This window comes from Streptomyces sp. NBC_01304 (assembly GCF_035975855.1).
In the GTDB taxonomy this organism is placed as follows: Bacteria; Actinomycetota; Actinomycetes; order Streptomycetales; family Streptomycetaceae; genus Streptomyces.
Genome location: NZ_CP109055.1, coordinates 3955379 through 3979639 on the forward strand (window position 1 = coordinate 3955379; position 24261 = coordinate 3979639).

24 protein-coding genes are annotated in these 24261 nt (G+C 70.0%); 10 read left to right on the forward strand and 14 right to left on the reverse strand.

Annotated elements, in window-relative coordinates; genetic code table 11:
• Positions 1-103 precede the first annotated feature (103 nt).
• Positions 104-1108: a GDP-mannose 4,6-dehydratase gene (locus tag OG430_RS17080; protein WP_327353366.1), complete on the reverse strand. Its 1005-nt coding sequence runs from the start codon at positions 1106-1108 to the stop codon at positions 104-106.
• On the reverse strand, positions 1105-2280 hold the full coding sequence (locus OG430_RS17085) for a UDP-N-acetylglucosamine--N-acetylmuramyl-(pentapeptide) pyrophosphoryl-undecaprenol N-acetylglucosamine transferase (protein WP_327353367.1): 1176 nt from the start codon (positions 2278-2280) through the stop codon (positions 1105-1107). Before OG430_RS17085 ends, OG430_RS17080 begins: the two co-directional genes overlap by 4 nt.
• Positions 2281-2343: 63 nt before the next feature.
• On the opposite strand from OG430_RS17085, the gene OG430_RS17090 reads away from it, so the two are divergent.
• Both OG430_RS17090 and OG430_RS17095 read left to right on the forward strand, forming a co-directional pair.
• A complete protein-coding gene (locus tag OG430_RS17090) occupies positions 2344-3066 on the forward strand; it encodes a response regulator transcription factor (protein WP_327353368.1) in 723 nt (240 codons plus the stop codon).
• On the forward strand, positions 3063-4433 hold the full coding sequence (locus OG430_RS17095; RefSeq protein ID WP_327353370.1) for a sensor histidine kinase: 1371 nt from the start codon (positions 3063-3065) through the stop codon (positions 4431-4433). Before OG430_RS17090 ends, OG430_RS17095 begins: the two co-directional genes overlap by 4 nt.
• 129 nt (positions 4434-4562) lie before the next feature.
• On the opposite strand, the gene OG430_RS17100 is transcribed toward OG430_RS17095, so the two are convergent.
• From OG430_RS17100 to OG430_RS17115, 4 genes are all read right to left on the reverse strand, one after another.
• Positions 4563-6263 carry an acyl-CoA mutase large subunit family protein gene (locus tag OG430_RS17100; RefSeq protein WP_327353371.1) on the reverse strand — a complete coding sequence of 567 codons (1701 nt, stop codon included), beginning with the start codon at positions 6261-6263 and terminating at the stop codon, positions 4563-4565.
• Positions 6264-6348: 85 nt separating this feature from the next.
• Positions 6349-6687 (reverse strand): DUF3817 domain-containing protein, encoded by a 339-nt coding sequence (locus OG430_RS17105; protein WP_327353372.1) that lies wholly within the window; start codon positions 6685-6687, stop codon positions 6349-6351.
• 63 nt (positions 6688-6750) lie between these two features.
• Positions 6751-7260, reverse strand: coding sequence for a MarR family winged helix-turn-helix transcriptional regulator (locus OG430_RS17110; RefSeq protein ID WP_327353373.1), 510 nt, complete (start codon positions 7258-7260; stop codon positions 6751-6753).
• A gap of 10 nt (positions 7261-7270) precedes the next feature.
• Positions 7271-8560, reverse strand: a complete 1290-nt coding sequence (locus tag OG430_RS17115; protein ID WP_327353374.1) for an MFS transporter — start codon at positions 8558-8560, stop codon at positions 7271-7273.
• An 81-nt stretch (positions 8561-8641) separates the two neighbouring features.
• On the opposite strand from OG430_RS17115, the gene OG430_RS17120 reads away from it, so the two are divergent.
• Both OG430_RS17120 and OG430_RS17125 read left to right on the forward strand, forming a co-directional pair.
• Positions 8642-9625, forward strand: a complete 984-nt coding sequence (locus tag OG430_RS17120; RefSeq protein WP_327353375.1) for an ArsR/SmtB family transcription factor — start codon at positions 8642-8644, stop codon at positions 9623-9625.
• A 106-nt stretch (positions 9626-9731) separates the two neighbouring features.
• A complete protein-coding gene (locus tag OG430_RS17125; RefSeq protein ID WP_327353376.1) occupies positions 9732-10787 on the forward strand; it encodes a glycoside hydrolase family 6 protein in 1056 nt (351 codons plus the stop codon).
• 116 nt (positions 10788-10903) lie between these two features.
• On the opposite strand, the gene OG430_RS17130 is transcribed toward OG430_RS17125, so the two are convergent.
• The 4 genes from OG430_RS17130 to OG430_RS17145 all read right to left on the reverse strand — a co-directional run bounded on the left by OG430_RS17130 (position 10904) and on the right by OG430_RS17145 (position 15457).
• Positions 10904-12865 carry a kelch motif-containing protein gene (locus OG430_RS17130; RefSeq protein ID WP_327359130.1) on the reverse strand — a complete coding sequence of 654 codons (1962 nt, stop codon included), beginning with the start codon at positions 12863-12865 and terminating at the stop codon, positions 10904-10906.
• 2 nt (positions 12866-12867) lie between these two features.
• On the reverse strand, positions 12868-14616 hold the full coding sequence (locus OG430_RS17135; RefSeq protein WP_327353377.1) for a glycosyltransferase family 2 protein: 1749 nt from the start codon (positions 14614-14616) through the stop codon (positions 12868-12870).
• Between the two features lie 200 nt (positions 14617-14816).
• Complete coding sequence (locus OG430_RS17140) at positions 14817-15110, reverse strand: MTH1187 family thiamine-binding protein (protein ID WP_327353378.1); 294 nt, start codon at positions 15108-15110, stop codon at positions 14817-14819.
• A complete protein-coding gene (locus OG430_RS17145; RefSeq protein ID WP_327353379.1) occupies positions 15107-15457 on the reverse strand; it encodes a DUF3817 domain-containing protein in 351 nt (116 codons plus the stop codon). The genes OG430_RS17140 and OG430_RS17145 overlap by 4 nt, the downstream gene beginning before the upstream one ends.
• 128 nt (positions 15458-15585) lie before the next feature.
• Between OG430_RS17145 and OG430_RS17150 the strand changes: the two genes are divergently transcribed.
• The 4 genes from OG430_RS17150 (at position 15586) to OG430_RS17165 (ending at position 18210) form a co-directional block, all read left to right on the forward strand.
• Positions 15586-16224 carry an AIM24 family protein gene (locus tag OG430_RS17150; RefSeq protein ID WP_327353380.1) on the forward strand — a complete coding sequence of 213 codons (639 nt, stop codon included), beginning with the start codon at positions 15586-15588 and terminating at the stop codon, positions 16222-16224.
• A gap of 1 nt (position 16225) precedes the next feature.
• Complete coding sequence (locus OG430_RS17155) at positions 16226-16876, forward strand: AIM24 family protein (protein ID WP_327353381.1); 651 nt, start codon at positions 16226-16228, stop codon at positions 16874-16876.
• On the forward strand, positions 16873-17616 hold the full coding sequence (locus OG430_RS17160; protein WP_327353382.1) for an AIM24 family protein: 744 nt from the start codon (positions 16873-16875) through the stop codon (positions 17614-17616). The genes OG430_RS17155 and OG430_RS17160 overlap by 4 nt, the downstream gene beginning before the upstream one ends.
• Before the next feature lie 90 nt (positions 17617-17706).
• A complete protein-coding gene (locus tag OG430_RS17165) occupies positions 17707-18210 on the forward strand; it encodes a MarR family winged helix-turn-helix transcriptional regulator (protein ID WP_327353383.1) in 504 nt (167 codons plus the stop codon).
• Here OG430_RS17165 and OG430_RS17170 read toward each other — a convergent pair whose 3' ends face one another.
• On the reverse strand, positions 18211-19638 hold the full coding sequence (locus OG430_RS17170) for a sensor histidine kinase (RefSeq protein ID WP_327353384.1): 1428 nt from the start codon (positions 19636-19638) through the stop codon (positions 18211-18213).
• A complete protein-coding gene (locus OG430_RS17175; protein WP_327353385.1) occupies positions 19635-20297 on the reverse strand; it encodes a response regulator transcription factor in 663 nt (220 codons plus the stop codon). Before OG430_RS17175 ends, OG430_RS17170 begins: the two co-directional genes overlap by 4 nt.
• A gap of 148 nt (positions 20298-20445) precedes the next feature.
• Here OG430_RS17175 and OG430_RS17180 point away from each other — a divergent pair, with 148 nt between their 5' ends.
• Positions 20446-21066: a PepSY domain-containing protein gene (locus OG430_RS17180; RefSeq protein WP_327353386.1), complete on the forward strand. Its 621-nt coding sequence runs from the start codon at positions 20446-20448 to the stop codon at positions 21064-21066.
• 159 nt (positions 21067-21225) lie between these two features.
• On the opposite strand, the gene meaB is transcribed toward OG430_RS17180, so the two are convergent.
• Positions 21226-22182 (reverse strand): methylmalonyl Co-A mutase-associated GTPase MeaB, encoded by a 957-nt coding sequence (meaB, locus tag OG430_RS17185; protein WP_327353387.1) that lies wholly within the window; start codon positions 22180-22182, stop codon positions 21226-21228.
• A gap of 61 nt (positions 22183-22243) precedes the next feature.
• The gene (locus OG430_RS17190; RefSeq protein WP_327353388.1) at positions 22244-23446 is read right to left on the reverse strand and encodes an acetyl-CoA C-acetyltransferase; all 1203 of its coding nucleotides are present in this window, start codon (positions 23444-23446) and stop codon (positions 22244-22246) included.
• Between the two features lie 136 nt (positions 23447-23582).
• Here OG430_RS17190 and mce point away from each other — a divergent pair, with 136 nt between their 5' ends.
• On the forward strand, positions 23583-24023 hold the full coding sequence (gene mce, locus OG430_RS17195; RefSeq protein WP_327353389.1) for a methylmalonyl-CoA epimerase: 441 nt from the start codon (positions 23583-23585) through the stop codon (positions 24021-24023).
• Positions 24024-24261 lie beyond the last annotated feature (238 nt).

Genomic DNA, 24261 nt, shown 5'->3' on the forward strand with positions numbered 1-24261 from the left:
AGCCCGTCCGGCGCTTGAGGACATCAGTGACGGACGGGTACCCACCCACCCCCACCCCGAAAGCCGGCGGCAGCCTTACGGGAAGGGGCGGGGCGGGGAGAAATCAGACCTGGTAGCGATCGACGGCGAACAGGTGCAAGTTCTCCGCAACCCACGAAGACGTCCGCTTCAGCCCCTCCGACAAAGAGACGGACGGCGTCCAAGAAGCCCACTCCCGCGCCCGGGAGTTGTCCGAAAGGAGCCGCTCCACCTCGCTGCCCGAAGGGCGAAGCCGGGCCGGATCCACCACGACCTCGGCGGAACGCCCCGACGCCGCGATCAGCGCACCCGCCAGATCCCCGATCGAGATCTCCTGCCCCGACCCCAGGTTCACCACGTCCCCCAGCGCCCGCTCGCACGCGGCCAGAGCCATGAACCCCCGAGCGGTGTCCGTGACATAGGTGAAATCACGGGTCGGGGTCAGCGACCCCAGCTTGATCTCCCGTGCCCCGGCGTGCAGTTGGGCCAGGATTGTCGGAATGACGGCACGGGCCGACTGCCTGGGCCCGTACGTGTTGAAGGGCCGCACCACCGTCACCGGCAGCTCGAAGGCGTGCCAGTGCGACAGGGCCATCATGTCGGCCCCGATCTTCGACGCGGAGTACGGCGACTGCGGCTGCAGCGGGTGTGCCTCGCTGATGGGCGCCGTGAGCGCGGTGCCGTACACCTCCGAGGTGGAGGTGTGGACGAGCCGCCGCACGGAGTGGCGACGGCAGGCCTCCGCCACGTTCTCCGTGCCGACCACGTTCGTGGCGACGTACGCACCGGGAGAGTCGTAGCTGTACGGGATCCCGATCAGCGCGGCGAGGTGGAAGACCGTGTCGCACCCGGCCACCGCGTCCATCACCCGCCCCGCGTCACGGACGTCGCCGGCGATCATCTCCACCCGGGAGTCCCCGAGGTACTGGGCGAGATGGCCCTTCTCCGCGTACGGCTTGTAGTGCACAAAGGCCCGCACTCGCGCGCCCGCCTCGACCAGCAGGTCGACGAGCGTCGAGCCGATGAAGCCCTCGGCTCCGGTGACGAGGACGGTCCGGCCATTCCAGGCGAAGGTTGCGTCGGTGGTCATGCTGCGTGCTCCAAGTGGCGTCGGTGGTGGGCGAGTTCGATGACTTCCGCGGCGAGCAGTTCCGCCGCGTGCGCGTGCGGGCCCGGGTCCGCGGCCCCGGACATCGAGGCGAGGCGTGCCGGGTCGGCGAGCAACGGCTCGATCAGCGCGGCAAGCCGCGAGGCCGTGGTCTCCGCGTCCGGCAGGAGCAGTCCCGCCCCGGCGTCGGAGAGCACGCGCGCGTTGTGGGTCTGGTGGTCGCCGGGGGCGTGCGGGTACGGCACGAGGACCGCGGGCACCCCGGTCGAGGCGAGCTCGGCGACCGTCGCGGAGCCCGCCCGGCAGACGACCAGATCGGCGGCGGCGTACGCGTAATCCATCCGGTCGAGATAGGGGACGGCCCGCGCGACGGGAAAGTCGCCGAGCAGCCGCCGCGTCTCGTCGAGCGCCGCGGGTCCCGTCTTGATCAGCAGATGTACGTCGCCACGTCCGCGCCAGCGCTCCGCCAGGCCGACCGCCGCCTCGGTGAGGCGGGCCGCGCCCAGGCTGCCCCCGTTGAAGAGGACGAGCCGCGCCCCGTCCGGCACACCCAGCTCGCGCCGCGCCTCGGCGCGCAGGGCGGTCCGGTCCAGGCGGGCCAGGGCGGCCGCGATGGGCATGCCGACCGTGCGGGCGTGCTCGCCGCCCGAGAGATGGGCGCAGGAGCGGTCGAAGGCCACCGTGACGTTCGGGGTGAGGCGGGCGGCGAACTGGTTGGCGCGGCCCGGCACCGCGTTGGACTCGTGGATCACGCTGGGCAGCTTGGCCATGCGGGCGCCCAGGATGACGGGCGCGCTCGGGTAGCCGCCCATGCCGACGGCGACCTGGGCGCGCTGCTCGCGCAGGATGGTCCGGCACTGCGCGCCCGACTTCAGCAGCGCGGCCGGCAGGAGGTAGCGGCGCGCGCCGAGCGCCGGGTCGAAGGGGATCATGTCGACGGTGTGCAGGCGGTAACCGGCCTCGGGTATGAGGCGGCCCTCAAGGCCGCGCGTCGTACCGACGAAGGAGATCACCGCGTCCGGCACGGCCCGGCGGAGCGCGTCGGCGAGGGCGAGACCCGGATAGATGTGGCCACCGGTGCCGCCCGCGCCGATCACGACGGAGAGGGGCGCGGCAGGGCCTGTCGTGGTGGCTGCGAAGTGTGGTGTGCGCATGGCCGCCACACTCGCGAAACGGCTTAAGAGGGTTCTAAGAGCATGATTTGGCACTCTTGACGAATGAGCGTGAACGCAGGGGCCCATGGGGCCACGGGGGCTGCCGCGGCCAGGGTGCTGGTCGTCGACGACGAGCCGGAGGTCCGGGCGGCCGTGGAGGACGGTCTCGCGGTCGAGGGGTACGCGGTGCGCGGCGCGGCGGACGGGCTCTCGGCCCTGAGCGAGATCGCCGCGTGGGAGCCGGACGCGATCGTGCTCGACGTGATGATGCCGGTCCTGGACGGTCTCGGCCTGTGCCGGCGGCTGCGCGCCATGGGGGACCGTACGCCCGTCCTCGTGCTGACCGCGCTCGACTCGGTGAGCGAGCGGGTGGACGGCCTGGACGCGGGCGCCGACGACTATCTGACCAAGCCCTTCGCCCTCGACGAGCTCGCGGCCCGGGTCCGCGCGCTGCTGCGCCGGGCCGCCCCCGAGGCCGACGCCCCCGCCGGGCTGGCCTTCGCGGACCTCACCCTCGACCCGGAGACCCGGACCGGGCAGCGGGGCGGGCGCTCCCTGGAGTTCAGCCGCACCGAGTCGGCGCTACTGGAACAGCTGCTCATGCATCCACGCCAGGTACTCCCCCGCGAGCTGCTGCTCGACCGGGTCTGGGGCCAGGACTTCGGTCCGGACTCCAACTCCCTTGCCGTGTACGTGGGTTATCTGCGCCGGAAGCTGGAGGCGGACGGCGAACCCCGTCTCGTCCACACGGTGCACGGCGTCGGCTACCGCCTGGACCTGGCGTGAGCGGCGGGCGCAGGCTCGGTGCCCGCTGGCGCCGCCGACGGCCGCTGCGTACGCGGCTCGCGCTCGCCACGACCGCGGCGGTCGCGCTGGTCGCGGTGGGCATCTGCGCGGCCGCGTTCTTCGTGATCCGCTACAAGCTCTACCAACAACTCGACCAGAACCTCGCCCAGTCGGCGACGCTGATCCGGCAGCAGCACCAGGACACCGGGGCCGGAGTCGTCACCGGCGAGTGCCACTTCCTCGGCGCCCCCGCCTGCGCCCAGATCGTCCCGGCGTCCCCCGCCGACGACCCGTCGAAGCCCTACCTGCTGCCGGTCGCCCCGGCGACCCGTCAGGTCGCGGCCGCCCAACAGCGGCCGTACTACACGAACTTCACGCTCGAAGGGCATCCGGCCCGGATGTACACCACCACGTACGGCAAGGGAGAGGCCATCCAGGTCGCCCTGCGCGCGGACATCGCGGACCGGGGCGTACGTCAGGCCGCGTCGCTGCTCGCGCTGACCGGCGCCGGGGGCGTGCTGGTCGCCGCGGGGCTCGGCTACTGGGTCTCGCGCACCGGCCTGTCCCCGCTCACCCGGCTCACCGCCACCGCGGAACGCATCGCCGCGACCCGCGACGCCCGCCACCGCATCGAGCTCCCGCCGGGCCCGCCGGGGCGCGAGGACGAGGTGACCCGCCTCGCCGCCACCTTCAACACCATGCTCGGAGAACTCGAACAGTCCGTCACGGCCCAGCGCCGGCTGGTCGCCGACGCCTCGCACGAGCTGCGTACGCCACTGACCGCGCTGCGCACGAACGCGGAGCTGTTGGCGCGGGCCGATCGGCTTTCTGCGGCCCAGAGGGACCGAGCCTCTGGGGCTCTCTCCCGCCAGCTGCGGGAAGTCACCGGTCTGGTCAACGACTTGATCGAGCTCGCTCGTGACGAGGAGCCGCATCCCTTGCTGGAACAGGTCGACCTGGCCTCGCTCACGCGGCACGTGGTGGACGTGGCCCGCTCGCACTGGCCCGGGACGCCCTTCACGCTGACCGTCGACGAGACACCCTTCGTCATCGCCGGGGTACCGGCCCGCCTCTCCCGCCTCCTCACGAACCTGCTCGACAACGCGGCGAAGTTCAGCCCGGCGGGTTCGCCTGTCGAAGTCGCGCTGTCCGCGCGGGAGTTGACGGTGCGGGACCACGGTCCGGGGATCTCCCCGTCGGACCTCCCCCACGTCTTCGACCGCTTCTACCGCGCGGACGCGGCGCGGGCCCTGCCGGGGTCGGGGCTGGGTCTGGCCATGGCTCGCCAGATCGCGCGGGCGCACGGGGCGGAGCTGGTGGCGGAGGGGGCGCCGGGGGGTGGGGCGCTGTTCCGGCTGACCTTTTGATTCCCCTCCCCGCCCCTTCCCGAAAGTCCTCAAACGCCGGACGGGCTGATATATCAGCCCGTCCGGCGCTTGAGGACAGCCCTTGACGCCGACGGCAGTCTTTCGGGAAGGGGCGGGGTGGGGAAGAAATCAGAACCCGGCCGGCTCCGTATACACGCCCCACTCGTCGCGGAGCACCCCGCAGATCTCGCCCAACGTGGCCTCGGCCCGCACCGCGTCCAGCATGGGCGCGATCATGTTGGCCCCGGACCGGGCCGCCGCGAGCATCGCATCAAGAGAAGCCCGGACGCGCGCGTCATCCCGCCCGGCCTTCCGAGCGGAAAGCTCACGAACCTGATCCCGCTCCACCTCGTGCGAGACCCGCAGAATCTCCAGGTCCCCCGTCACCGACCCGTGGTGACAGTTGACCCCGACCACCCTCTTGTCCCCCTTCTCGAGGGACCGCTGGTACTGGAAGGCCGACTCCGCGATCTCCCCGGTGAACCACCCGTCCTCGATGCCCCGCAGGATCCCGGACGTGATCGGCCCGATCGGATGCACCCCGTCGGGGTGCGCCCGCGTACCCCGCTCCTTGATCTGGTCGAAGATCTTCTCCGCATCGGCCTCGATGCGATCGGTCAGCTGCTCGATGTACCAGGAACCGCCCAGCGGGTCCGCGACGTTGGCGACCCCGGTCTCCTCCATCAGCACCTGCTGCGTACGCAGCGCGATCTCGGCCGCCTGCTCCGAGGGCAGCGCAAGCGTCTCGTCCAGGGCATTGGTGTGCAGCGAGTTGGTTCCGCCGAGGACCGCCGCCAGGGCCTCCACCGCCGTACGGACGACGTTGTTGTACGGCTGCTGAGCGGTCAGCGAGACCCCCGCGGTCTGCGTGTGGAAGCGCAGCCACTGGGCCTTGTCCGTCTGGGCGCCGTACACGTCCTTCATCCAGCGCGCCCAGATCCTGCGCGCGGCGCGGAACTTGGCGATCTCCTCGAAGAAGTCGACGTGCGCGTCGAAGAAGAAGGACAGACCCGGGGCGAAGACGTCCACGTCGAGCCCGCGGGAGAGGCCCAGCTCCACGTACCCGAAGCCGTCGGCGAGGGTGTACGCCAGCTCCTGCGCGGCCGTCGCCCCGGCCTCGCGGATGTGATAGCCGGAGACCGAGAGCGGCTTGTACGCGGGGATGTCCCGGGCGCAGTGCTCCATCAGGTCGCCGATGAGGCGCAGATGGGGCTCGGGCTGGAACAGCCACTCCTTCTGCGCGATGTACTCCTTGAAGATGTCCGTCTGGAGGGTGCCGTTGAGCACCCCCGGGTCGACGCCCTGCCGCTCGGCGGCGACGAGGTACATGCAGAAGACCGGGACGGCCGGCCCGGAGATCGTCATCGAGGTCGTGACGTCGCCCAGCTGGATGCCCTGGAAGAGGACCTCCATGTCGGCCGCCGAGTCGATCGCGACGCCACAGTGCCCGACCTCGCCGAGCGAGCGCTCGTCGTCCGAGTCGCGGCCCATCAGGGTCGGCATGTCGAAGGCGACCGAGAGGCCGCCGCCGCCGTTGGCCAGGATCTTCTTGTAGCGCTCGTTCGTCTGCTCGGCATTGCCGAAGCCCGCGAACTGGCGGATGGTCCAGGTCCGGCCGCGGTAGCCGGTGGGGTAGAGGCCGCGCGTGAAGGGGTATTCGCCGGGCCAGCCGATCCGCTCGAACCCTTCGTACGTGTCCCCGGGGCGGGGCCCGTAGGCGGGGTCGACCGGATCGCCGGAGAGCGTGGTGAAGTCGGCGTCCCGCTTGCGGGCCTTGTCGTACCTGGCCTGCCAGCGACGGCGGCCCTCTTCGATCGCGTCAGCGTCCATGCCTCTGAATTTACTAGGACGTCCTAGTAAATGTCGATGGACAACCGCCGTGGCTTGGCACACGGCGGGGAGGTCCGGGCGTCGGTCAGGCCTTGGCGACCGCGGTGCCGTCCTCGGTGACCAGCGGCTCGACCTCGGCGGAGACCTTGCGCTCGACGAAGAACGCGGCCGTCGGGATCGTGCCCGCGATGAGCACCCAGAGCTGCTTGCCGACCGGCCACTTGGCCTTGGAGCCCAGGTCGAAGGCGAAGGCGAGGTAGAGGACGTACAGCCAGCCGTGCGCGATACCCACGATCTTGGTGAAGTCCGCGGCACCGTCCATGCCCAGGACGTACTTGCCGATCATGCCGAGGGTCAGCAGGACCAGGAGGACACCGGTGACGTAGGCCATGATGCGATAGCGGGTCAGGACGCTCTTCTTCATGCGTACGAGCGTAACCGTCCGCTTTGGGCGATCTTCGCGAGGGTCAGCCGGGCCGGCCGGGCCTTACTGGTCCTCGAAATCGGCGGCGGCCACCCGCAACGGGCGGAGCATCGCGAAGATCTCGGAGCACTCCTCGGCGTCGTACACCCCGAGCCCGAAGTCCATCGCCATCAGGTCGCGGGTCGCCGCGTCCACCGCCTCGCGGCCCTTGTCCGTGATGGAGGCGAGGGTGCCGCGGCCGTCGTTGGGGTTGGGGCGCTTGGCCACCAGGCCCGACTTCACCAGGCGGTCCACGGTGTTCGTCACCGAGGTGGGGTGCACCATCAGCCGCTCGCCGATCTTCGACATCGGCAGCTCGCCGGCCTTGGAGAAGGTGAGCAGGACGAGCGCCTCGTAGCGCGCGAAGGTCAGCCCGTACGGCTTGACGACCGCGTCGACCTCGGCGAGCAGGATCTGGTGGGCGCGCATGATCGAGGTGATCGCGGCCATCGAGGGCACGGACCCCCAGCGCTGCTTCCAGAGTTCGTCGGCTCGGGCGATGGGGTCGAAGGGGAGGCTGAGCGGCTTGGGCACGGCACCGACCTTACCCGGCGGTCACATGCTGGTCAGCCCCGTCTCGCTCTTCGGTCGGCTCCGTCCGCCCGGCGGCCTCTTGGGCCTGCTTCACCTCTCGTACGAGCAGGAGTGAGCAGAGCGTTCCGAGGACTCCGGCCCCGGCAACGACGTACGACACCGGGAAGAACTCCGCGGCGAGCCCGGAGAGCGCCATGCCCACGCCCTGGATCGTCATCAGGCCCGCCGCCATCAGCGTCATCGCGCTGCCCTTGAGGTCCTCGGGCACCGCCGCGACGAACCACGCGTCGACGCCCATCACATACGCGCCCGCCGCCCCCGCGAGCAGCAGGACGAACGAGGTGAGGGCGAGGCCGGGCGTGAGGACGTACACGAGGAAGGGGAGCAGTCCGGCCGCGGCCAGCGGGAGCGTCACGCGCGAGCGGGAGCGCGGGCTGAGCCGGGAGCCGACGTAGAGCTCGGCGGCGATGTGCCCGACGGGCATCGCGCACATCATCAGGCCGAGGGCGGCCGGGCCCGCGCCGATGCGGTCGGCGTAGGGCGCGGCGAGCGCCTCGGGGGCGACGACGAAGCCGGTCGGCACCCACAGGAGCAGCATCAGCGCGCGCATCCGCCGGTCGGCGAAGACCCGCCGGGCCCCGGTGAGCGATTCCCGCAGCAGCGTGCCGCCGCCCGAGGACCGGGCGGGGCGCGCCTTCGTGCCGAGGCGCAGCAGGGTCGCGGAGAGCAGGAAGGTGACGAGGGTGACGGTGATGGCGCCGCGCGCCGACAGAGCCGCGAGCAGCAGTCCGCCCGCACCGAACCCGGCGAGCACCGCGCTCTGCGACACGATCCGCAGGAGCGAGCGACCGAGGACGAACAGGTCGCCCTCGCCGAGGATGTCGGTGAGGGCCGCCATCCGCGTCCCGGTGAAGACGGGCGAGATCGAGGCGACGACGCAGCGCAGCGCGAGCAGCCCGCCGACGGGTGTGCCGGGCAGCACCATCACGGCCACGCAGGCGGCACACACCAGGTCGCAGACGACGAGGACGCGGCGGGCCGGATAGCGGTCGGCGACCGAGGCGAAGAGCGTGCCGCCGACCAGATAGGGCAGAAAGCCGAGCGCGAAGGTGAGGGCGCTGAGCAGCGGCGACCCGGTGAGCTGGTAGACGAGGACGGTCAGCGCGATCTCGCAGACGACGACGCCGAGCAGGGACAGTGTGTGCGCGGCGAACACGGCCCGGAACTCGCGGACCTGGAACACGGCGGCGTAGCTCGTGCGTGGAGAGCCTTCTTCGGGGCTTTCGGCTGCGGTCGACATGTACAGCAGGTTGCCGCCGCGGCAGTTGGGGCTCCAGACTTTCGGCCGGAGCCGAATCATTCACCGGAGGGCCCGACCCGCATGCCCCTGCAACTGCACTTCGGCGAGGCCGACCTCCTGCGCTGCCGCTTCGCGATATCCCCCCTCTTCGAGACGCAGGCAGCGATCCGCACGCTCGCCCGCCCCGAGAACCCCGGCTACCACGCCCCCTGGCTGCGCCGCATCCGCCGGGCCGCCGCCGGCCTCGACCTCGCACCACTCCTGCTCCTGATGCCCGCGCAGGGGCACGGCTCGGACCTCATCTGCCCGCCCCCGCTGGGCCCTTCCGCCTCCTTCGACGAGGAGCTCGCGGCGCTCCGGGCGACCCCCGCGGACACCGCCCGCCAGGACATCGAGATGTGCCTGGCCGGCCGGACCGGGGCCCGCGAGTCCGCCGTCGGCCGACGCCTCCTGGACGATCCCGCGCAGGCGGTACGGGACCTCGCGGCCCTCATGGAGCAGGCCTGGCAGGCGCTGGTCGAGCCGGACTGGCCCCGCCTGCGGGCGCTTCTGGAGGCGGATGTCGCGTACCACTCGCGCCGCCTCGCGGAGCTCGGGTTCGAGCGGCTGCTCGGGGAGTTGAGCCCCCGGATCACCTGGGCGGACTCGACGCTGACCATCGGCGGGACGCACGGCGACCATCTGCGGGTCCTCGACGGGCAGGGCCTGGTCCTGATGCCGTCGGTGTTCACCTGGCCCGACATCGTCGGCGGCCAGGAGGAGCCCTGGCAGCCTGCCGTGATCTATCCGGCGCGCGGCATCGGCGGCCTGTGGACCGAGGCGGCCGACCGCACCCCGGACGCCCTCGCCCACCTGCTCGGCCGGGCCCGCGCCGACGTCCTGTGCGCCCTGGACGAACCGGCCGGCACCACGGCCCTGGCCCACCGCCTGGGGCTCGCCCCGTCCTCGGTGTCGGCGCACCTGTCCACGCTGCGGGGTGCGGGACTCCTCGTGTCGCGGCGGTACGGGCACCAGGTGCTGTACGAGCGGACGCCGCTGGGGATCGCCCTGGCGACCGGCGCCTGAGCCACCGGCGGGCGGGCATCCCGAACCGGTGTCGCGCCGGGCCGACCGAAGTCCGTTATGTCAGGATTGCCCGGTCCCAACTGTGCACATCGCCCAAGGGGGCAGGATGTCCACCCGGTCTTCCCGGTCTTCCCGATCCGTCCGGTTCACGCGCACCACCCGCCGCCTCACCGCCGCGGCCGCCACGCTGACCCTCGCCCTCGGCTGCTCCTCCGGCGGCGGCCCCGGCTCCTCCTCCGACGCGGCCGAGGCCGCCCTCGTACGGGAGCCCGCCAAGCCGACGCCCGGCTCCCCGTTCTGGGTCGACCCGAACAGCCCGGCCGCGCAGCAGATCGCGCAGTGGAAGGAGCAGGGCCGCGCCTCGGACGCCGCCGTGCTCCAGCGCATCGCCGAGCAGCCGCTGGCCGTGTGGCCCGCGGGCGACGAACCCGGCTGGCAAATCAAGGCGGCCCGGGAGGGCGCCACGAAGAACAACCGGACCATGGTCCTGGTCGCGTACAACATCCCGCACCGCGACTGCGGCCAGCACTCCGCGGGCGGCGCGCACAGCGAGGACTTCTACCGGCAGTGGATCGGGGCCTTCGCCGACAACATCGAGGACAAGAAGGCGATCGTCGTCCTGGAGCCGGACGCGATCCCGCACATCGCGGACGGCTGCACCCCCGCCGAGTACCACGAGCAGCGCTACCGGCTGCTGAGCGAGGCCGTGGCCCGGCTGAAGAAGCAGCCGCACACCAAGGTCTACCTGGACGCAGGCAACCCGGAGTGGATCCGCAACCCGGGCAACCTCGCCCAGCCGCTGTGGCGCTCCGGCATCGCCAAGGCCGACGGGTTCGCGCTGAACGTGTCCAACTTCCAGTCGGACCAGGAGAACATCGCGTACGGCCGCGAGCTGTCGAAGCTGCTCGGCGGGAAGCACTTCGTGGTGGATACGAGCCGGAACGGCAACGGGCCCCTGGCCGGGGGGCGCGGGGAGTCCTGGTGCAACCCTCCCGGTCGCGCCCTGGGGACTCGGCCTACGACCAAGACCGGTGATCCGCTGGTCGACGCCTTCCTCTGGGTCAAGCGACCCGGTGAGTCGGACGGGGAGTGCCGGGGTGGGCCTTCGGCCGGGAAGTGGTGGCCCGACTATGCGTTGGGCCTGGCTCGCAACAGCAAGTGATTCTGTCCTCAAACGCCGGACGGGCTGACTTTGTCAGCCCGTCCGGCGTTTGAGGACACCGCCCGGAGGGCGGAAAGCTCCGCAGGATTTCGGGAAGGGGCGGGGTGGGGAAGCTGCTAGCCCTTCACCTGCACCCACTTCGCCTCGGACGGAATCCCCTCCTGGTCCGACACGAACACCATGTACCACCCCGGAGGAACCAGCGCCCGATCCGTGGGCGCATCGATCGTGATCGAGTCCTTGCCCTTCGTCAGGGCGAGGTCGAGCGACCGCTGCTCGACATCCGTCGTGTGCGTGACCGCACTCGGCCGCATCAGCCGGGCCTTCGCGACCCGCTCGGGGTGCGAGATCTTGAACGTGGCCCGGCCCCGCTGGTCAAGCTCCGAAGGCCCCTCGCCCAGCGCAAGCCGGTCCGCGTCCTTGGCCTTGTGCAGATACGGCGGCGTGAAGACCTCCATACGCTGCTCGAACTTGCCCAGCTTGGTGTTGTCCTTGTCGCCGAAGAGCGAGTCCGAGCCGAACGTCGCCACCCGCCCGTCGGGCAGGAGCAGCGCCTCCGAGTGGTAGTTGCGGCCCACCCGGGGCTCGGCCGCGTCGCGGAAGGCGTTCTGCTTGGGGTCGTAGAACTGGGCCTGGAGGATGTTGGAGGCACCGCGGCCCCGGTAGTCGGCGGAGCCGCCGCTGGTGAAGACGGAGTCGTCCGGCATGATCACGCTGTTCAAGTAGCGCGTGCCCTGCGGGAGTTCGGGCCCGGTCTTGAAAGCCGGGTTCTCCTCCTTGAGGTCGATCACGGCCGTACGCTTCGTCGCCTTGTCGGACTCGCCGACGCCTCCACCGCCCAGGACCATGACCTTCTGGTCCTGCGCGGGGGGCAGCAGGAGCGAGCTGGAGGTCTCCGTCTGGTCGAGGTCCTCCAGGCCGGGCACCTTGGTGAACTTGTTGGTCTTCAGGTCCCACAGGCCCGGCTCGCGGCCCTTCTCGGCGGGCCCGTACCCGGCGTTGGACGCGGGGTAGAAGAGCTTGCCGCCCTTGGTGAGGTAGAGGGCCGGGTAGGTCGGGAAGTAGCGGAACGGGCCCTTGGACCACTTCTTGGTCTTGGGGTCGTAGATCTCGTTGTCGCCGGGGTCGACCACGCCGACCTCGTCGAGACCGGACACCGCGAGCACCTTGCCGTCCTGAAGGCCGACCAGGGTCGGGTACCAGCGGGCCTTGGCCATCGGGTCGACCGGGATGTACTTCTCGGCCTTGGGGTCGAACTCGTACGCCGCCCGGATGCCCTGGAAGTCCTGCTTCTCCATGTCGATCTTCTCGGTGAGGCCGTAGACGTTGTCCGCGTCCTCGCCCTTGAAGCCCTCGATCTCGTACTGCGCGGCCTTCTCGGTGACGGCGGCGGGCCCCTCCTCGGCGGCCTGTACGAAGACCCGCTCCTCGGCGGCCTTGACCTTGGTCTTCCAGGGCTGCATCGCCCCGGAGCGGGAGTAGGTGATGTCGAAGGTGCGCTTCGCCTTGGGGATCTTCACGTCGAACTGGCTGACGTAGAGGACCCCGCTGGGCGAGCGGAAGCGGGTGCCCTTCTTCAGGGTCACGGACTTGTCCGGGCTCTCGTTCTTGACCCGCATCAGTCCGCCGGCCTTGGTGACCGCGCCGTCCAGGACCTCGTAGCGCGCGGTGCCGCCCGCCACCAGGAGCCGCCCGTCCGGGAGTTGGGAGTGCCCGGAGCAGAAGAAGTCCTCGGGGGTCGCCACCTTCTTGAAGGTGTCGTCCTTCGGGTTCCACAGGATGGTGTCGAAGGAGCCCGCGTCGAACTTCTTCTCGTTGTTGCCGGAGCCCGCGATGATCAGGACCTTGCCGGTGTGCAGGAGCGCCGCGTGGATGGCGTTGGTGCGGTACTCCTCGGGGATGTCGACCGTCTTCCAGGAGCCGTACTGCGCCTTGTAGCCCGGCTGGGAGATCTTGTAGTCGTGGTACTTCTCCTCGGCGAAGGAGAACGCGGCGGGCGCGTTGAGGGCGGCGAGGATGCCCACCCCTCCGACGCCGAGCACCGTCTTCTTCATCCGCTTCGTCGGCCGGTACGGCATGCTCACTTACCTCCTGTGCTGCTCAGCGCGGGCGCGGGTTCGGCGTCCTGCTCTCGTACGCGGACGGCTTGCCTTGCCCGGCGCTCCCTGACGAGCGAGCCGCACCACACGGCCACCGGCGCCAGCGAGATGCCGAGGGCGAGCACCGCCCAGGTCCGCATCGCCACATGGGTGTGGCCGAGCACGAACGACGCCACCAGGGACGTGGCGAGGAGCACCGCCCAGAAGAGGTGGATCCGGAACGTCAGCAGCCGGTCGGGGCTCGCGTCGCCGCCCTTCGGCGTGACCACGAACCGGCTGGGCCTGCGCAGCACCGCCTCGCCGAGCGACTTGGCGTAGATCGGCGCGGAGAGCGCCGACATCGCCATGCCCGCGAGCCCGCCGGAGCCCTCCGGCTCGTGCGGCGAGACGTTGTGGCGGCGGTTCCACAGGTAGAGCCCGATCTGCAGGGCCGCGGCGTCGCTGTAGAGCATCAGCCAGATCGACGCGGCGACCTGCGTACCCGAGGCGCCGAACCACAGGAACAGCACACAACTGAGGATGCCGAGCAGCCAGTTGACGGCCGTCATGGGGTAGTAGACGAGCATCAGCGTGTAGTTGAGCAGCCGGCCCGGCGGCATGCTGAACGGCGCCTTCCAGTACTGCTTGAAGAGGGTTTCGTACGTTCCCCTCGACCAGCGCAGCTGCTGGGTGAAGAAGTCCGTCCAGGAGGCCGGGCCCTCGCCGACGGCGAGCACGTCCGGGGTGTAGACCGATCGCCAGTGCTTGCCCGTCTTCGGGTTCTTGCGGCGGTGCAGCTCGAAGCCGGTGGCCATGTCCTCGGTGATCGAGTCGTAGAGGCCGCCGACCTGGAGCACCGCGGAGATGCGTACGGCGTTGTTGGTGCCGACGAACATCGGGGCCCGGTAGCGGTTGCCCGCGCGCTGGATCAGCGCGTGGAAGAGGAACTGCTGGGACTCGGCGGCCTTGGTGACGGCGGTGTCGTAGTTGCCGTAGACCTGCGGTCCGACGACGAAGGCGACGTCCGGGTCGCGGAAATAGCCGAGCATCCGCTCCAGGAAGTTGGGCATCGGCACGTGGTCGGTGTCGACCGAGGCGAAGAACTCGTACTCACGGCCGTGCATGGCGAGCCAGGCGTTGTAGTTGCCGTGCTTGGTCTTCGCCTTGTGGACGCCCTTCTTGCGGTTCCACTCGGGGACCCCGCTGCGGGTGAAGTGGCGTACGCCGAGCTCGGCGCAGAGCGCCTTGGCGGCCGGGTCGTCGCCCTCGTCGAGGAGCCAGACGTCGAAGGAGCCGTCGTGGTGCATGGCGACCGCGCCTTCCAGCGTGGCCCGCACCATGGCTATGGGCTCCTTGCCGGGCACGTACGTCGTCAGGAAGGCGACCTTGGTGCCGGGCTGGGGGGTCACGGGGATCGGGTCCCGCGCGACCATCGTGGCGTGGGCGATCGAGATGACGTTGACGAGCATGAACAGCTCGATGAGTCCGATCGCGACGAGCATCGTGATGTCGAGCCCGATGAGCCAGCGGTCGCCGCCCTCCCGCGTGGTCCAGTGCGTGGGCCAGACGAGATAGACGAGCAGCACCCCGGTGAGTATCGGGGCGAGCGTCATCAGCAGGACGGCGCGTATTCGGTGCGGCTCGCGCGAGAGGAGCTTGTGGTACTGCACCCGGTAGGCGCCGGCGCCCGGGTCCTGAAGCGGCCCGGCTATCCGGCTGTGGGTGTCGTAGTCGTAGCCCTCCGGCCGCACAGCGCCCTCCTACTGATCGATCGTCACGGCTGATCGAACGAGCCGATACCCACACAAAAGTGGAGAAAGTCGGGCGTGTCGAACGGAGGGGGCCGAGCGAGGGCTTTTTTTCTGGAACGGGTTTGGCAAACCCTCCGCAACTTGCGCTAAGTCGCGGAGGGTGCGCAGAAGAAATCGACGTACTCGGTACGTCTCACGAGTCAGCCGGCGAGGTGCCGCTCCACCGTCTCCACCTTGGACGTCATCCCGTCCGTGACCCCCGGACGGATGTCCGCCTTGAGGACCAGGGACACCCGCGGCGCCCGTGCCTCCACCGCGGCGACGGCGCGCTTGACGACGTCCATGACCTCGTCCCACTCGCCCTCGATCGAGGTGAACATGGCGTCGGTCCGGTTGGGCAGCCCCGATTCGCGTACGACACGGACCGCGTCGGCGACGTACTCCCCGACGTCCTCACCGACGCCGAGCGGACTGACCGAGAAGGCGACGATCATGCCTCGACGACCCCCTCGCGGCGGGCGCGCGCGGCGATGACGCCGTCGGACTCGTACCGCTTGAGGACCTTGTCGCCGTACAGACCGCCGAAGGGCAGCAGCGCGAGCAGGAAGAAGAAGGCGACCCGCTTGAGCGGCCACTTCGTCTTGTTCCACACGTCGAGCAGGAAGATCGCGTAGAGCACGAACAGCACACCGTGGATGATCCCGAGCGGCATCATCAGGAAATCGATGTCCGAGACCCGGCTCAGGACCGAGCCGAAGAGCAGGAGGGCCGGGAACGACAGCGCCTCGGGAATCGAGATGAGGCGCAGCCGGTGCAGGGCGGTGGCGGTCTTGATGTCCACAGGTCACCTTCGGTGGGTCGAGCGAGATCGAGCGGGATCTACGGGATCAGGGATCGGGGTCCTTTCAGGGTACGGATCGTCCTTTCGGGCACTGTCGGCGGGCGTCGCGACACCGCTACCGTCACTGCGTGGCTACGTTCCGACTCCAAGGCAGCAAGGTGCTCGCCGTCGACATGACCGGCGACGCGGTGAAAGCGAAGAACGGCTCGATGGTCGCGTACGACGGCCAGGTCACCTTCAAGAAGCTGTCCGGCGGCGGCGAGGGCATCCGCGGCATGGTGACCCGGCGCCTGACCAACGAGCAGATGGTCGTGATGGAGGCGCGGGGGCACGGCACCTGCTACTTCGCCGATCGCGCGTCCGAGATCAGCCTGGTGCACCTGCACGGCGACAAGCTGTTCGTCGAATCCAGCAATCTGCTGTGCACCGATGCGGGCCTGCGCACCGGCACCAGCTTCACCGGGACCCGCGGCGCCGCGCAGGGCAACGGCCTGTTCACGACGACCGTCGAGGGCACCGGCCAGGCGGCGATCATGTCCGACGGCCCGGCGGTGGCGCTGCGGGTGAGCCCGCAGTACCCGCTCTCCGTGGACCCGGGGGCGTACGTCGCGCACCAGGGCAATGTCCGGCAGAGCTTCCAGTCCGGGGTGAACTTCCGGACCTTCATCGGTGAGGGCTCCGGGGAGGCGTTCCAGATCCGTTTCGAGGGCGACGGGCTCGTCTACGTACAGCCCAGTGAGCGGAACACCATCGGAGGGGACGTCTGACATGCCGTTCCGTGAGCTCAATTCGAAGATGGTCGAGGCGACCGTCGTGCCGGGCCAGAAGATGTACAGCCAGCGCGGCGCGATGCTCGCGTACAAGGGCGAGGTGTCCTTCACGCCGAACATCCAGGGCGGGCAGGGCGGCCTGATGTCCATGATCGGGCGGCGGGTCGCGAACGAGGCGACACCGCTGATGACGGTCGAGGGCAGCGGCACGGTGATGTTCGGGCACGGCGGCCACCACATCCAGGTGATCGACCTGACCGGCGACACCCTCTACGTGGAGGCGGACCGGCTGCTCGCGTTCGACGGGACGCTGCAGCAGGGAACGATGTTCCTGGGCGCGCAGGGCGGCGTGATGGGCATGGTGCGCGGCCAGGTGAGCGGGCAGGGCCTGTTCACCACGACCCTCAAGGGGCACGGCGCGGTCGCCGTGATGGCGCACGGCGGGGTCATCGAGCTGCCGATCACGCCGCAGCGGGCGGTGCACGTGGATCCGCAGGCGTACGTGGCCCATCACGGCGACGTACGCAACAAGCTGTCCACGGCGCTGGGTTGGCGCGACATGGTGGGCCGCGGTTCCGGTGAGGCCTTCCAGCTGGAGCTGTCGGGGAACGGCGCGGTGTACGTACAGGCATCGGAGGAGAAGCTGTGAGCACGCCTGTGGTCTTCGACCCGTTGACGCTGCCGTCCGACGACAACGTCAACGCGTACACCTTCTGTGTGGAACTCAAGGGCAGCCGGTGGTTCCTGCAGAAGGGGAAGATGATCGCCTACTACGGGCAGATCGACTTCCAGGGCGTCGGGCACGGCCGTCTTGAGCGTCTGGTGCGCACGAGTTTCCATTCGCCTCTGCACGCAAGCGACTGGGTGGTGGGCGAGGGCAGCGGCAAGATGCTCCTCGCGGACCGGGCCTTCGACGTCAATTCCTATGACCTCGAAGACGGCAACCTGACCATTCGCTCCGGCAACCTGCTCGCATTTCAGCCAAGTCTCGCGCTCAAGCAATCGATCGTGCCGGGCTTTCTGACGCTGATCGGGACGGGCAAGTTCGTGGCGGCGTCGAACGGCCCGGTGGTGTTCGTGGAACCCCCGATCCGGGTCGATCCACAGGCCCTGGTGGGCTGGGCGGACTGCCCCTCGCCGTGCCATCACTACGACCACGGCTATATGCGGGGCGTCATGGGCGGGCTGCGGGCGCTGACGGGGATCGGCGGGGCCTCGGGCGAGGAGCACCAGTTCGAGTTCGTGGGCGCCGGCACGGTCCTGCTGCAGTCGACGGAGCTGGTGATGGCGGAGCAGCCGACGGGCGCGGTGCCCCAGCAGACGGGGGTACCGGGGGCACCGAGGCTTCCCGGCCAGCTCGGAGACCTCCAGCGGCGCTTCGGTTTGTGAGCGGTAGTCTGCGGAGTGTGACGTCGAACGTGCGCGCACTCACACACCCGCCCCTAGTTCGTCATTCAACTTCTTAGGTAGAATCCATTCATGGAGACCGAGACGGCCACCCTCCCCCAGACTCCGTCCGGGGACACGCCCTGGCTGACCGACGCCGAGCAGTGCGCCTGGCGCACCCACCTCGACGTCAACAGGCTGCTCACGTACCAGCTCGAGAAGGACCTGCAACCCTTCGGCCTGACCATGAACGACTACGAGATCCTGGTCAATCTCTCCGAGTCCAAGGATCTCCGGCTGCGGATGAGCGACCTGGCCACGGCCACGCTCCAGTCCAAGAGCCGCCTCTCGCACCAGATCACCCGCATGGAGAACGCCGGTCTGGTCCGCCGCGAGAACTGCGAGTCCGACCGCCGCGGCCTGTACGCGGTGCTCACGGAGCACGGCATGGAGACGATGAAGAAGGTCGCCCCGCACCACGTGGCCTCCGTGCGCAAGCACTTCATCGACCTGATGGACCCCGCCGCGCTGCAGGAGCTGCGGGACACCCTGACGCCGGTCGCGGAGCATCTGCGCGCCCAGCGGGGAAAGCCGTAACTACCCCGTAGGAAGCCTGAGTTGGAACAGCGCTCCACCGTCCGCTGACTCGCCGACCGTCAGCCGGCCGCCATGGCGCTCCGCCACATCACGACCGATCGCGAGACCGAGACCGGCGCCCCCGTCGTCACGACTGCGGGCGTCGTCGAGCCGTACGAACCGCTCGAAGATCCGCTCCCGCTCCGCCCGCGGCACGCCGTCCCCGTCGTCACCGACCTCCAGCACCGCCCACGCCCCCTCGGCGCGGACGGTCACGGTGATCCGGGAGCGCGCGTGCCGCTGTGCGTTGTCGATCAGATTGCCGAGCACCCGCGCCAACTGCCCACGCGACCCGGCGACTTCGAGACCTTCGCCTTCTAGGCCTTCATCCGTCCGTACGTCGACGGGGATGCGGTCGGCCGGGCGCTGCGAGGTCTCCTCGCGGGCCAGCGCCGCCAGGTCCAGGCGGGCCTGACCCGGCCGCTCCCCCGCGTCCAGACGGGCGAGCAGGAGCAGGTCGGCCGCCAACTGCTGCAGCCGCACGGTGTCCTCGACCGCGCCGTCCACATCCAGCAACTCCGGGTGGGCGGCGCCCACTTCGAGCTGGGTGCGCAGGGACGCGATGGGGCTGCGCAGCTCGTGCGAGGCGTCGGCGACGAAGCGGCGCTGGCGCTCGACGCTCGCTTCGAGTGCGGCGAGGGTTTCGTTGGTGGTCCGGGCCAGGCGGGCGATCTCGTCGTGCGAGTCCGGTTCGGGGACGCGTCGCGTCAGGTCCTCGGAGGCGGTGATCGCGGCCATCTCCGCGCGGATACCCTCGACGGGGCGCAGGGCTCGGCGGGTGACCAGCCAGGTGGTGCCGGAGACGACCACGAGGAGCAGCGGCAGGCCGATCAGCATGACCGTGGCCGCCGTGCGGACCGCGCTGTGCTGGGCCTCCAGCGGGGCGCCCGCGTAGACCAGGACCGTCTCGTCGCGCAGGTCGGTGACCTCGACCTCCGCGAAGCGGTACTCGGCCGTTTCCTCGTCCACGGTGGCCTTGCCCGAGCTGTGCCAGGTGATGTCGCCGATCTCGCCGACCTCGGGGTCGTCGTCGTCCGCCTCGTTGTCGCGCTCCTCGCCCGGGTTGTCGACCGGGGTGACGCCGGGCACGCCGGTGCCGCTGATCGCCTCCAGGTCGTCGCTCACCGCGAGGACGCGGCCGTCTCGGTCCACGACCTGGACCGGGTGGTCCTCGGAGTCGCCGAGGTCCAGATCCTTGTAGGGGGTGCGGCCCGCGATCTTCAGGGCGACACTGCGGGCGACCGAGTCGGCCTGCGCGTCGGCCTGGTCGGTGAGGTTGCTGCGCAGCGAGAGCAGCACGGCGATGCCCGCGGCGATCAGGGCCGCGGCGACGACCAGGGTCGCGCCGAGCGTGGCCTTCGCCCGTACCGAGCCGAGACGGCGTCTCACCGGGCCTCCAGGCTGTAGCCGGCGCCGCGCATGGTGCGGATGAGCGGGGCGCCGAGCTTGCGGCGCAGGGCGCTGATGTAGACCTCGACGATGTTCGGGTCGCCGTCGTACGCGAAGTCCCAGACGTGCTCGAGGATCTCGGACTTGGAGACGACCTGGCCGGCCCGCGTCGCCAGGTACTCCAGGACCGCGAACTCCTTTGCGGCGAGGGTGACTTCGGCCCCGCCCCTGAAGACCCGGCGGGCCGCGGTGTCCACGCTCAGCTCGCCGAACTCGAGGACCGGCGCGGGCCGCCCCGTGCTCCGGCGTCGCAGCAGCGCCTTGACCCGGGCGACCAGGACGACGTACGAGAACGGCTTGGTCAGATAGTCGTCGGCGCCCGTGTCCAGACCCTCGGCCTCGTCGTACTCGCCGTCCTTGGCGGTCAGCATCAGGATCGGCACGTCGTGGCCGGCCGCGCGCAGCGTGGAGCAGACCCGGTAGCCGTTCATGCCGGGCAGCATGATGTCGAGGATGACCAGGTCGTACGTTCCCTCGGCGGCCCGGTGCAGCCCCTCGATGCCGTCGTGCACGACGTCCACGGCGTAGCCCTCGGCGGTCAGGCCCTTGGCCAGGGACAGGGCCAACCGCTTCTCGTCTTCGACGATCAACAAACGCATGCGTACAGGGTCGCTCATGGAACCTGAAGGAACCTGAAGCGGGCTTCAGGCGGCTTCAGGCTGCGTTCAGCTTCCACTCGGCAGATTGGTCCTCGTCGAACAGAGCACGGCGAACAGCCAGTCACCGACCGACCGGGAGGTCCCTCTCATGAAGCGCAACATCGTCATCGCCACCGTGGCCGCGGCAGCACTCGTCGCCGGCGGCTCGGCCTTCGCCTTCGCGGGTGACGACGAGACGCCGGCGAAGGCGCAGTCGAACGTGGCGCTGAAGGTGCAGGACGACGACCGGGACGACGTCGACGACCACAACGACCGCGACGACAAGCGCGACGACCGGGACGAGCGCCCCAGCGGCAAGGTGACCGCCGCCGACGCGATCGCCGCGGCCCTGAAGCACACCCCGGGCACGGCCGTCTCAGCCGACCTGGACGACGACGGCGTCTGGGACGTGGACGTGGCCAAGTCCGACGGCACGGAGTACGGCGTCGAGGTCGACCCGGCCACCGGCAAGGTGCTGCGGGCGGACCGCGAGGACGACGACGACCGCGATGAGCTGGCCGCGTTGGGCGGGGCGAAGACCTCGGCCCGGGATGCGGCACTGGCCGCTGCCGCGCGGGGCGTGGTGACTTCGGTCGACCTTGACGACGATCGCGGCGCCGCCGCGTGGGAGGTCGAGACGGTGAAGGGCGACTTCAAGGTCGACCTCAAGTCGGGCAAGGTCACGGCGGACCTGGACGACCAGGACGACCGTGATGGCGACGACGACTAAGACTTTTTCCCCACCCCGCCCCTTCCCGAAATCCTGCGGAGCTGTGTCCTCAAACGTCGGACGGGCTGATTCATCTCTGATGAATCAGCCCGTCCGACGTTTGAGGACATCTTTGAAGCCGGCGGCAGCCTTTCGGGAAGGGGCGGGGTGGGGTGAAAATCAGTGCTCCGTCAGCCCGGCAACCAGCTCATCCGCCGCGGCGTAGGGGTCGAGGGAACCCTCGACGATCCGCTCCGCCAGCGCCGACAGCCGTCGGTCCCCATGCAGATCCGCGATCCGCTCACGCAGCGCGGTGACCGCGATGGTCTCGACCTCGCGGGACGCCCGAGCCAGCCGGCGCTCAGCCAGCACGCCCCGCTCCTCCATCCAGGCCCGATGCTTCTCCAGCGCCTCGACGACCTCGTCAATACCCTCACCGCGCGCGGCAACGGTCTTCACGATCGGCGGCCGCCAAGCGCCAGGGCCCCGGGACTCCCCGAGCCCCAACATGTGGTTCAGCTCGCGAGCGGTCGCATCGGCCCCCTCACGGTCGGCCTTGTTCACGACATACACATCGCCGATCTCCAGAATCCCGGCCTTGGCCGCCTGAATCCCGTCGCCCATGCCAGGGGCGAGCAGCACCACCGACGTATCGGCCTGCGAGGCGATCTCCACCTCCGACTGCCCGACCCCGACGGTCTCGACGAGCACGACGTCGCACCCCGCCGCGTCAAGGACCCGGATCGCCTGGGGCGCGGACCACGCGAGGCCGCCCAGATGCCCGCGCGTGGCCATGGACCGGATGTACACGCCCGGATCGGACGCGTGGTCGGACATCCGCACCCGGTCCCCGAGCAGCGCCCCGCCCGAGAAGGGCGAGGAGGGGTCCACGGCCAGCACCCCGACCCGCTTCCCGGCCCGCCGATACGCCGAGACCAGCGCGGAGGTGGACGTCGACTTGCCGACGCCCGGCGACCCGGTGAGCCCCACGACGTAGGCGTTGCCCGCCAGCGGAGCCAGCGCCGCCATCACCTCGCGCAACTGCGGGGACGCCCCCTCGACCAGTGAGATCAGCCGAGCGACGGCACGCGGCCGGCCCTCACGTGCCTGAGCCACCAGCGTGGGGACGTCCTGCATCACAGCTCCACTTCGTTCGTACGCGTACGAGAAACGCCTGTGCCGAAGAGACCCCGGGGGCCTAGGCCTTCGGGACCCGCACGATCAGCGCATCACCCTGACCACCGCCGCCGCACAGCGCGGCCGCGCCGACGCCGCCGCCCCGCCGCTTCAGCTCGAGCGCGAGATGCAGCACGATACGGGCGCCGGACATGCCGATGGGGTGTCCGAGGGCAATCGCGCCGCCATTGACGTTCACCTTTTCCGGGGTAACGCCCAGGTCCTTCATTGACTGCACGGACACGGCGGCGAAGGCCTCGTTGATCTCGATCAGATCGAGGTCCTCGACGCTGATGCCTTCCTTCTTCACGGCGTGCGCGATGGCGTTGGACGGCTGCGACTGCAGCGAGTTGTCCGGTCCCGCCACGTTGCCGTGCGCCCCGATCTCGGCGATCCAGTCGAGGCCCAGTTCCTCGGCCTTGGCCTTGCTCATGACGACGACCGCGGCGGCGCCGTCGGAGATCTGCGAGGCGGTGCCCGCGGTGATCGTGCCGTCCTTGGCGAAGGCCGGGCGGAGCTTGCCGAGCGACTCGGTCGTGGTCTCGGCGCGGATGCCCTCGTCCTGCGAGAAGAGCACCGGGTCGCCCTTGCGCTGCGGGATCTCGACGGGGGTGATCTCCGCCTCGAAGAGGCCGTTCTTCTGGGCGGCCGCGGCCCGCTGGTGACTGAGGGCCGCGACCTCGTCCTGCTCGGGACGGGCAATGCCCAGACGGGTGTTGTGCTTCTCCGTGGACTCGCCCATGGCGACGCCCTCGAAGGAGTCGGTCAGGCCGTCGTGGGCCATCGAGTCGAGCATCTCGATCGCGCCGTACTTGAAGCCCTCACGGGACTTCGGCAGCACGTGCGGGGCGTTGGTCATGGACTCCTGGCCGCCCGCGACCACGATGTCGAACTCGCCGGCCCGGATCAGCTGGTCGGCGAGCGCGATCGCGTCGAGGCCCGACAGACACACCTTGTTGATGGTCAGCGCGGGGACGCTCATGGGGATGCCGCCCTTGACCGCGGCCTGGCGTGCGGGGATCTGCCCTGCCCCCGCCTGGAGCACCTGGCCCATGATCACGTACTGCACCTGGTCGCCGCCGATACCGGCCCGGTCCAGTGCGGCCTTGATGGCGAAGCCGCCCAGATCCGCACCTGAGAACGACTTGAGGGATCCGAGGAGTCGTCCCATGGGCGTGCGGGCCCCGGCGACGATCACGGAGGTGGAGCTCTTCGTTCCTGACATGAGGCAATGCCCCTTGGGATGAGGAGTGAACGAGGGTTTACCTCAATGTACTGAGCAGTACGGGCCCGGTCACCGGGCTGCGAGTGTGATCGCGCGCACGTTGCGTAATCACTGCTTCAGGCGCTGCACTGGACGGATGCTGACACGCATCGACCACATCGGGATCGCCTGCTTCGACCTCGACAAGACCGTCGAGTTCTATACGTCCACGTACGGCTTCGAGGTCTTCCACACGGAGGTCAACGAGGAGCAGGGCGTACGTGAGGCCATGCTCAAGATCAATGAGACGTCGGACGGCGGCGCCTCCTACCTCCAGCTCCTGGAGCCGACCAGGGACGACTCCGCGGTCGGCAAGTGGCTGGCCAAGAACGGCGAGGGCGTCCATCACATCGCCTTCGGCACCGCGGACGTCGACGCGGACGCGGCCGCCGTCAAGGACAAGGGCGTACGCGTCCTCTACGACGAGCCGCGCATCGGATCCATGGGGTCCCGCATCACGTTCCTGCACCCCAAGGACTGTCACGGGGTCCTCACGGAACTGGTCACTTCTGCATCTCAGGACTCCACGGAGCACTGACCTCCACATCCCTGGCCCGGTAGGGTGGGCACGGTCGCCCGCGTCTCTTCGGGCGGCCGTATTCCGGGGTCCGGGTTCAGGGGGACGAGCGGGGAGAAGCGTCGGGGCTGCGGCCCCTGCCCCGCCGTTGATCTGACACCATTCCCCGGGAGCCCCGTTCGGCGGATGGACAGGGCTCGTTCGGAGAGACTTGCGACCAGGGTTGGGGTCTCCCCTGCTCGAACAGAGTTGAGAGCTC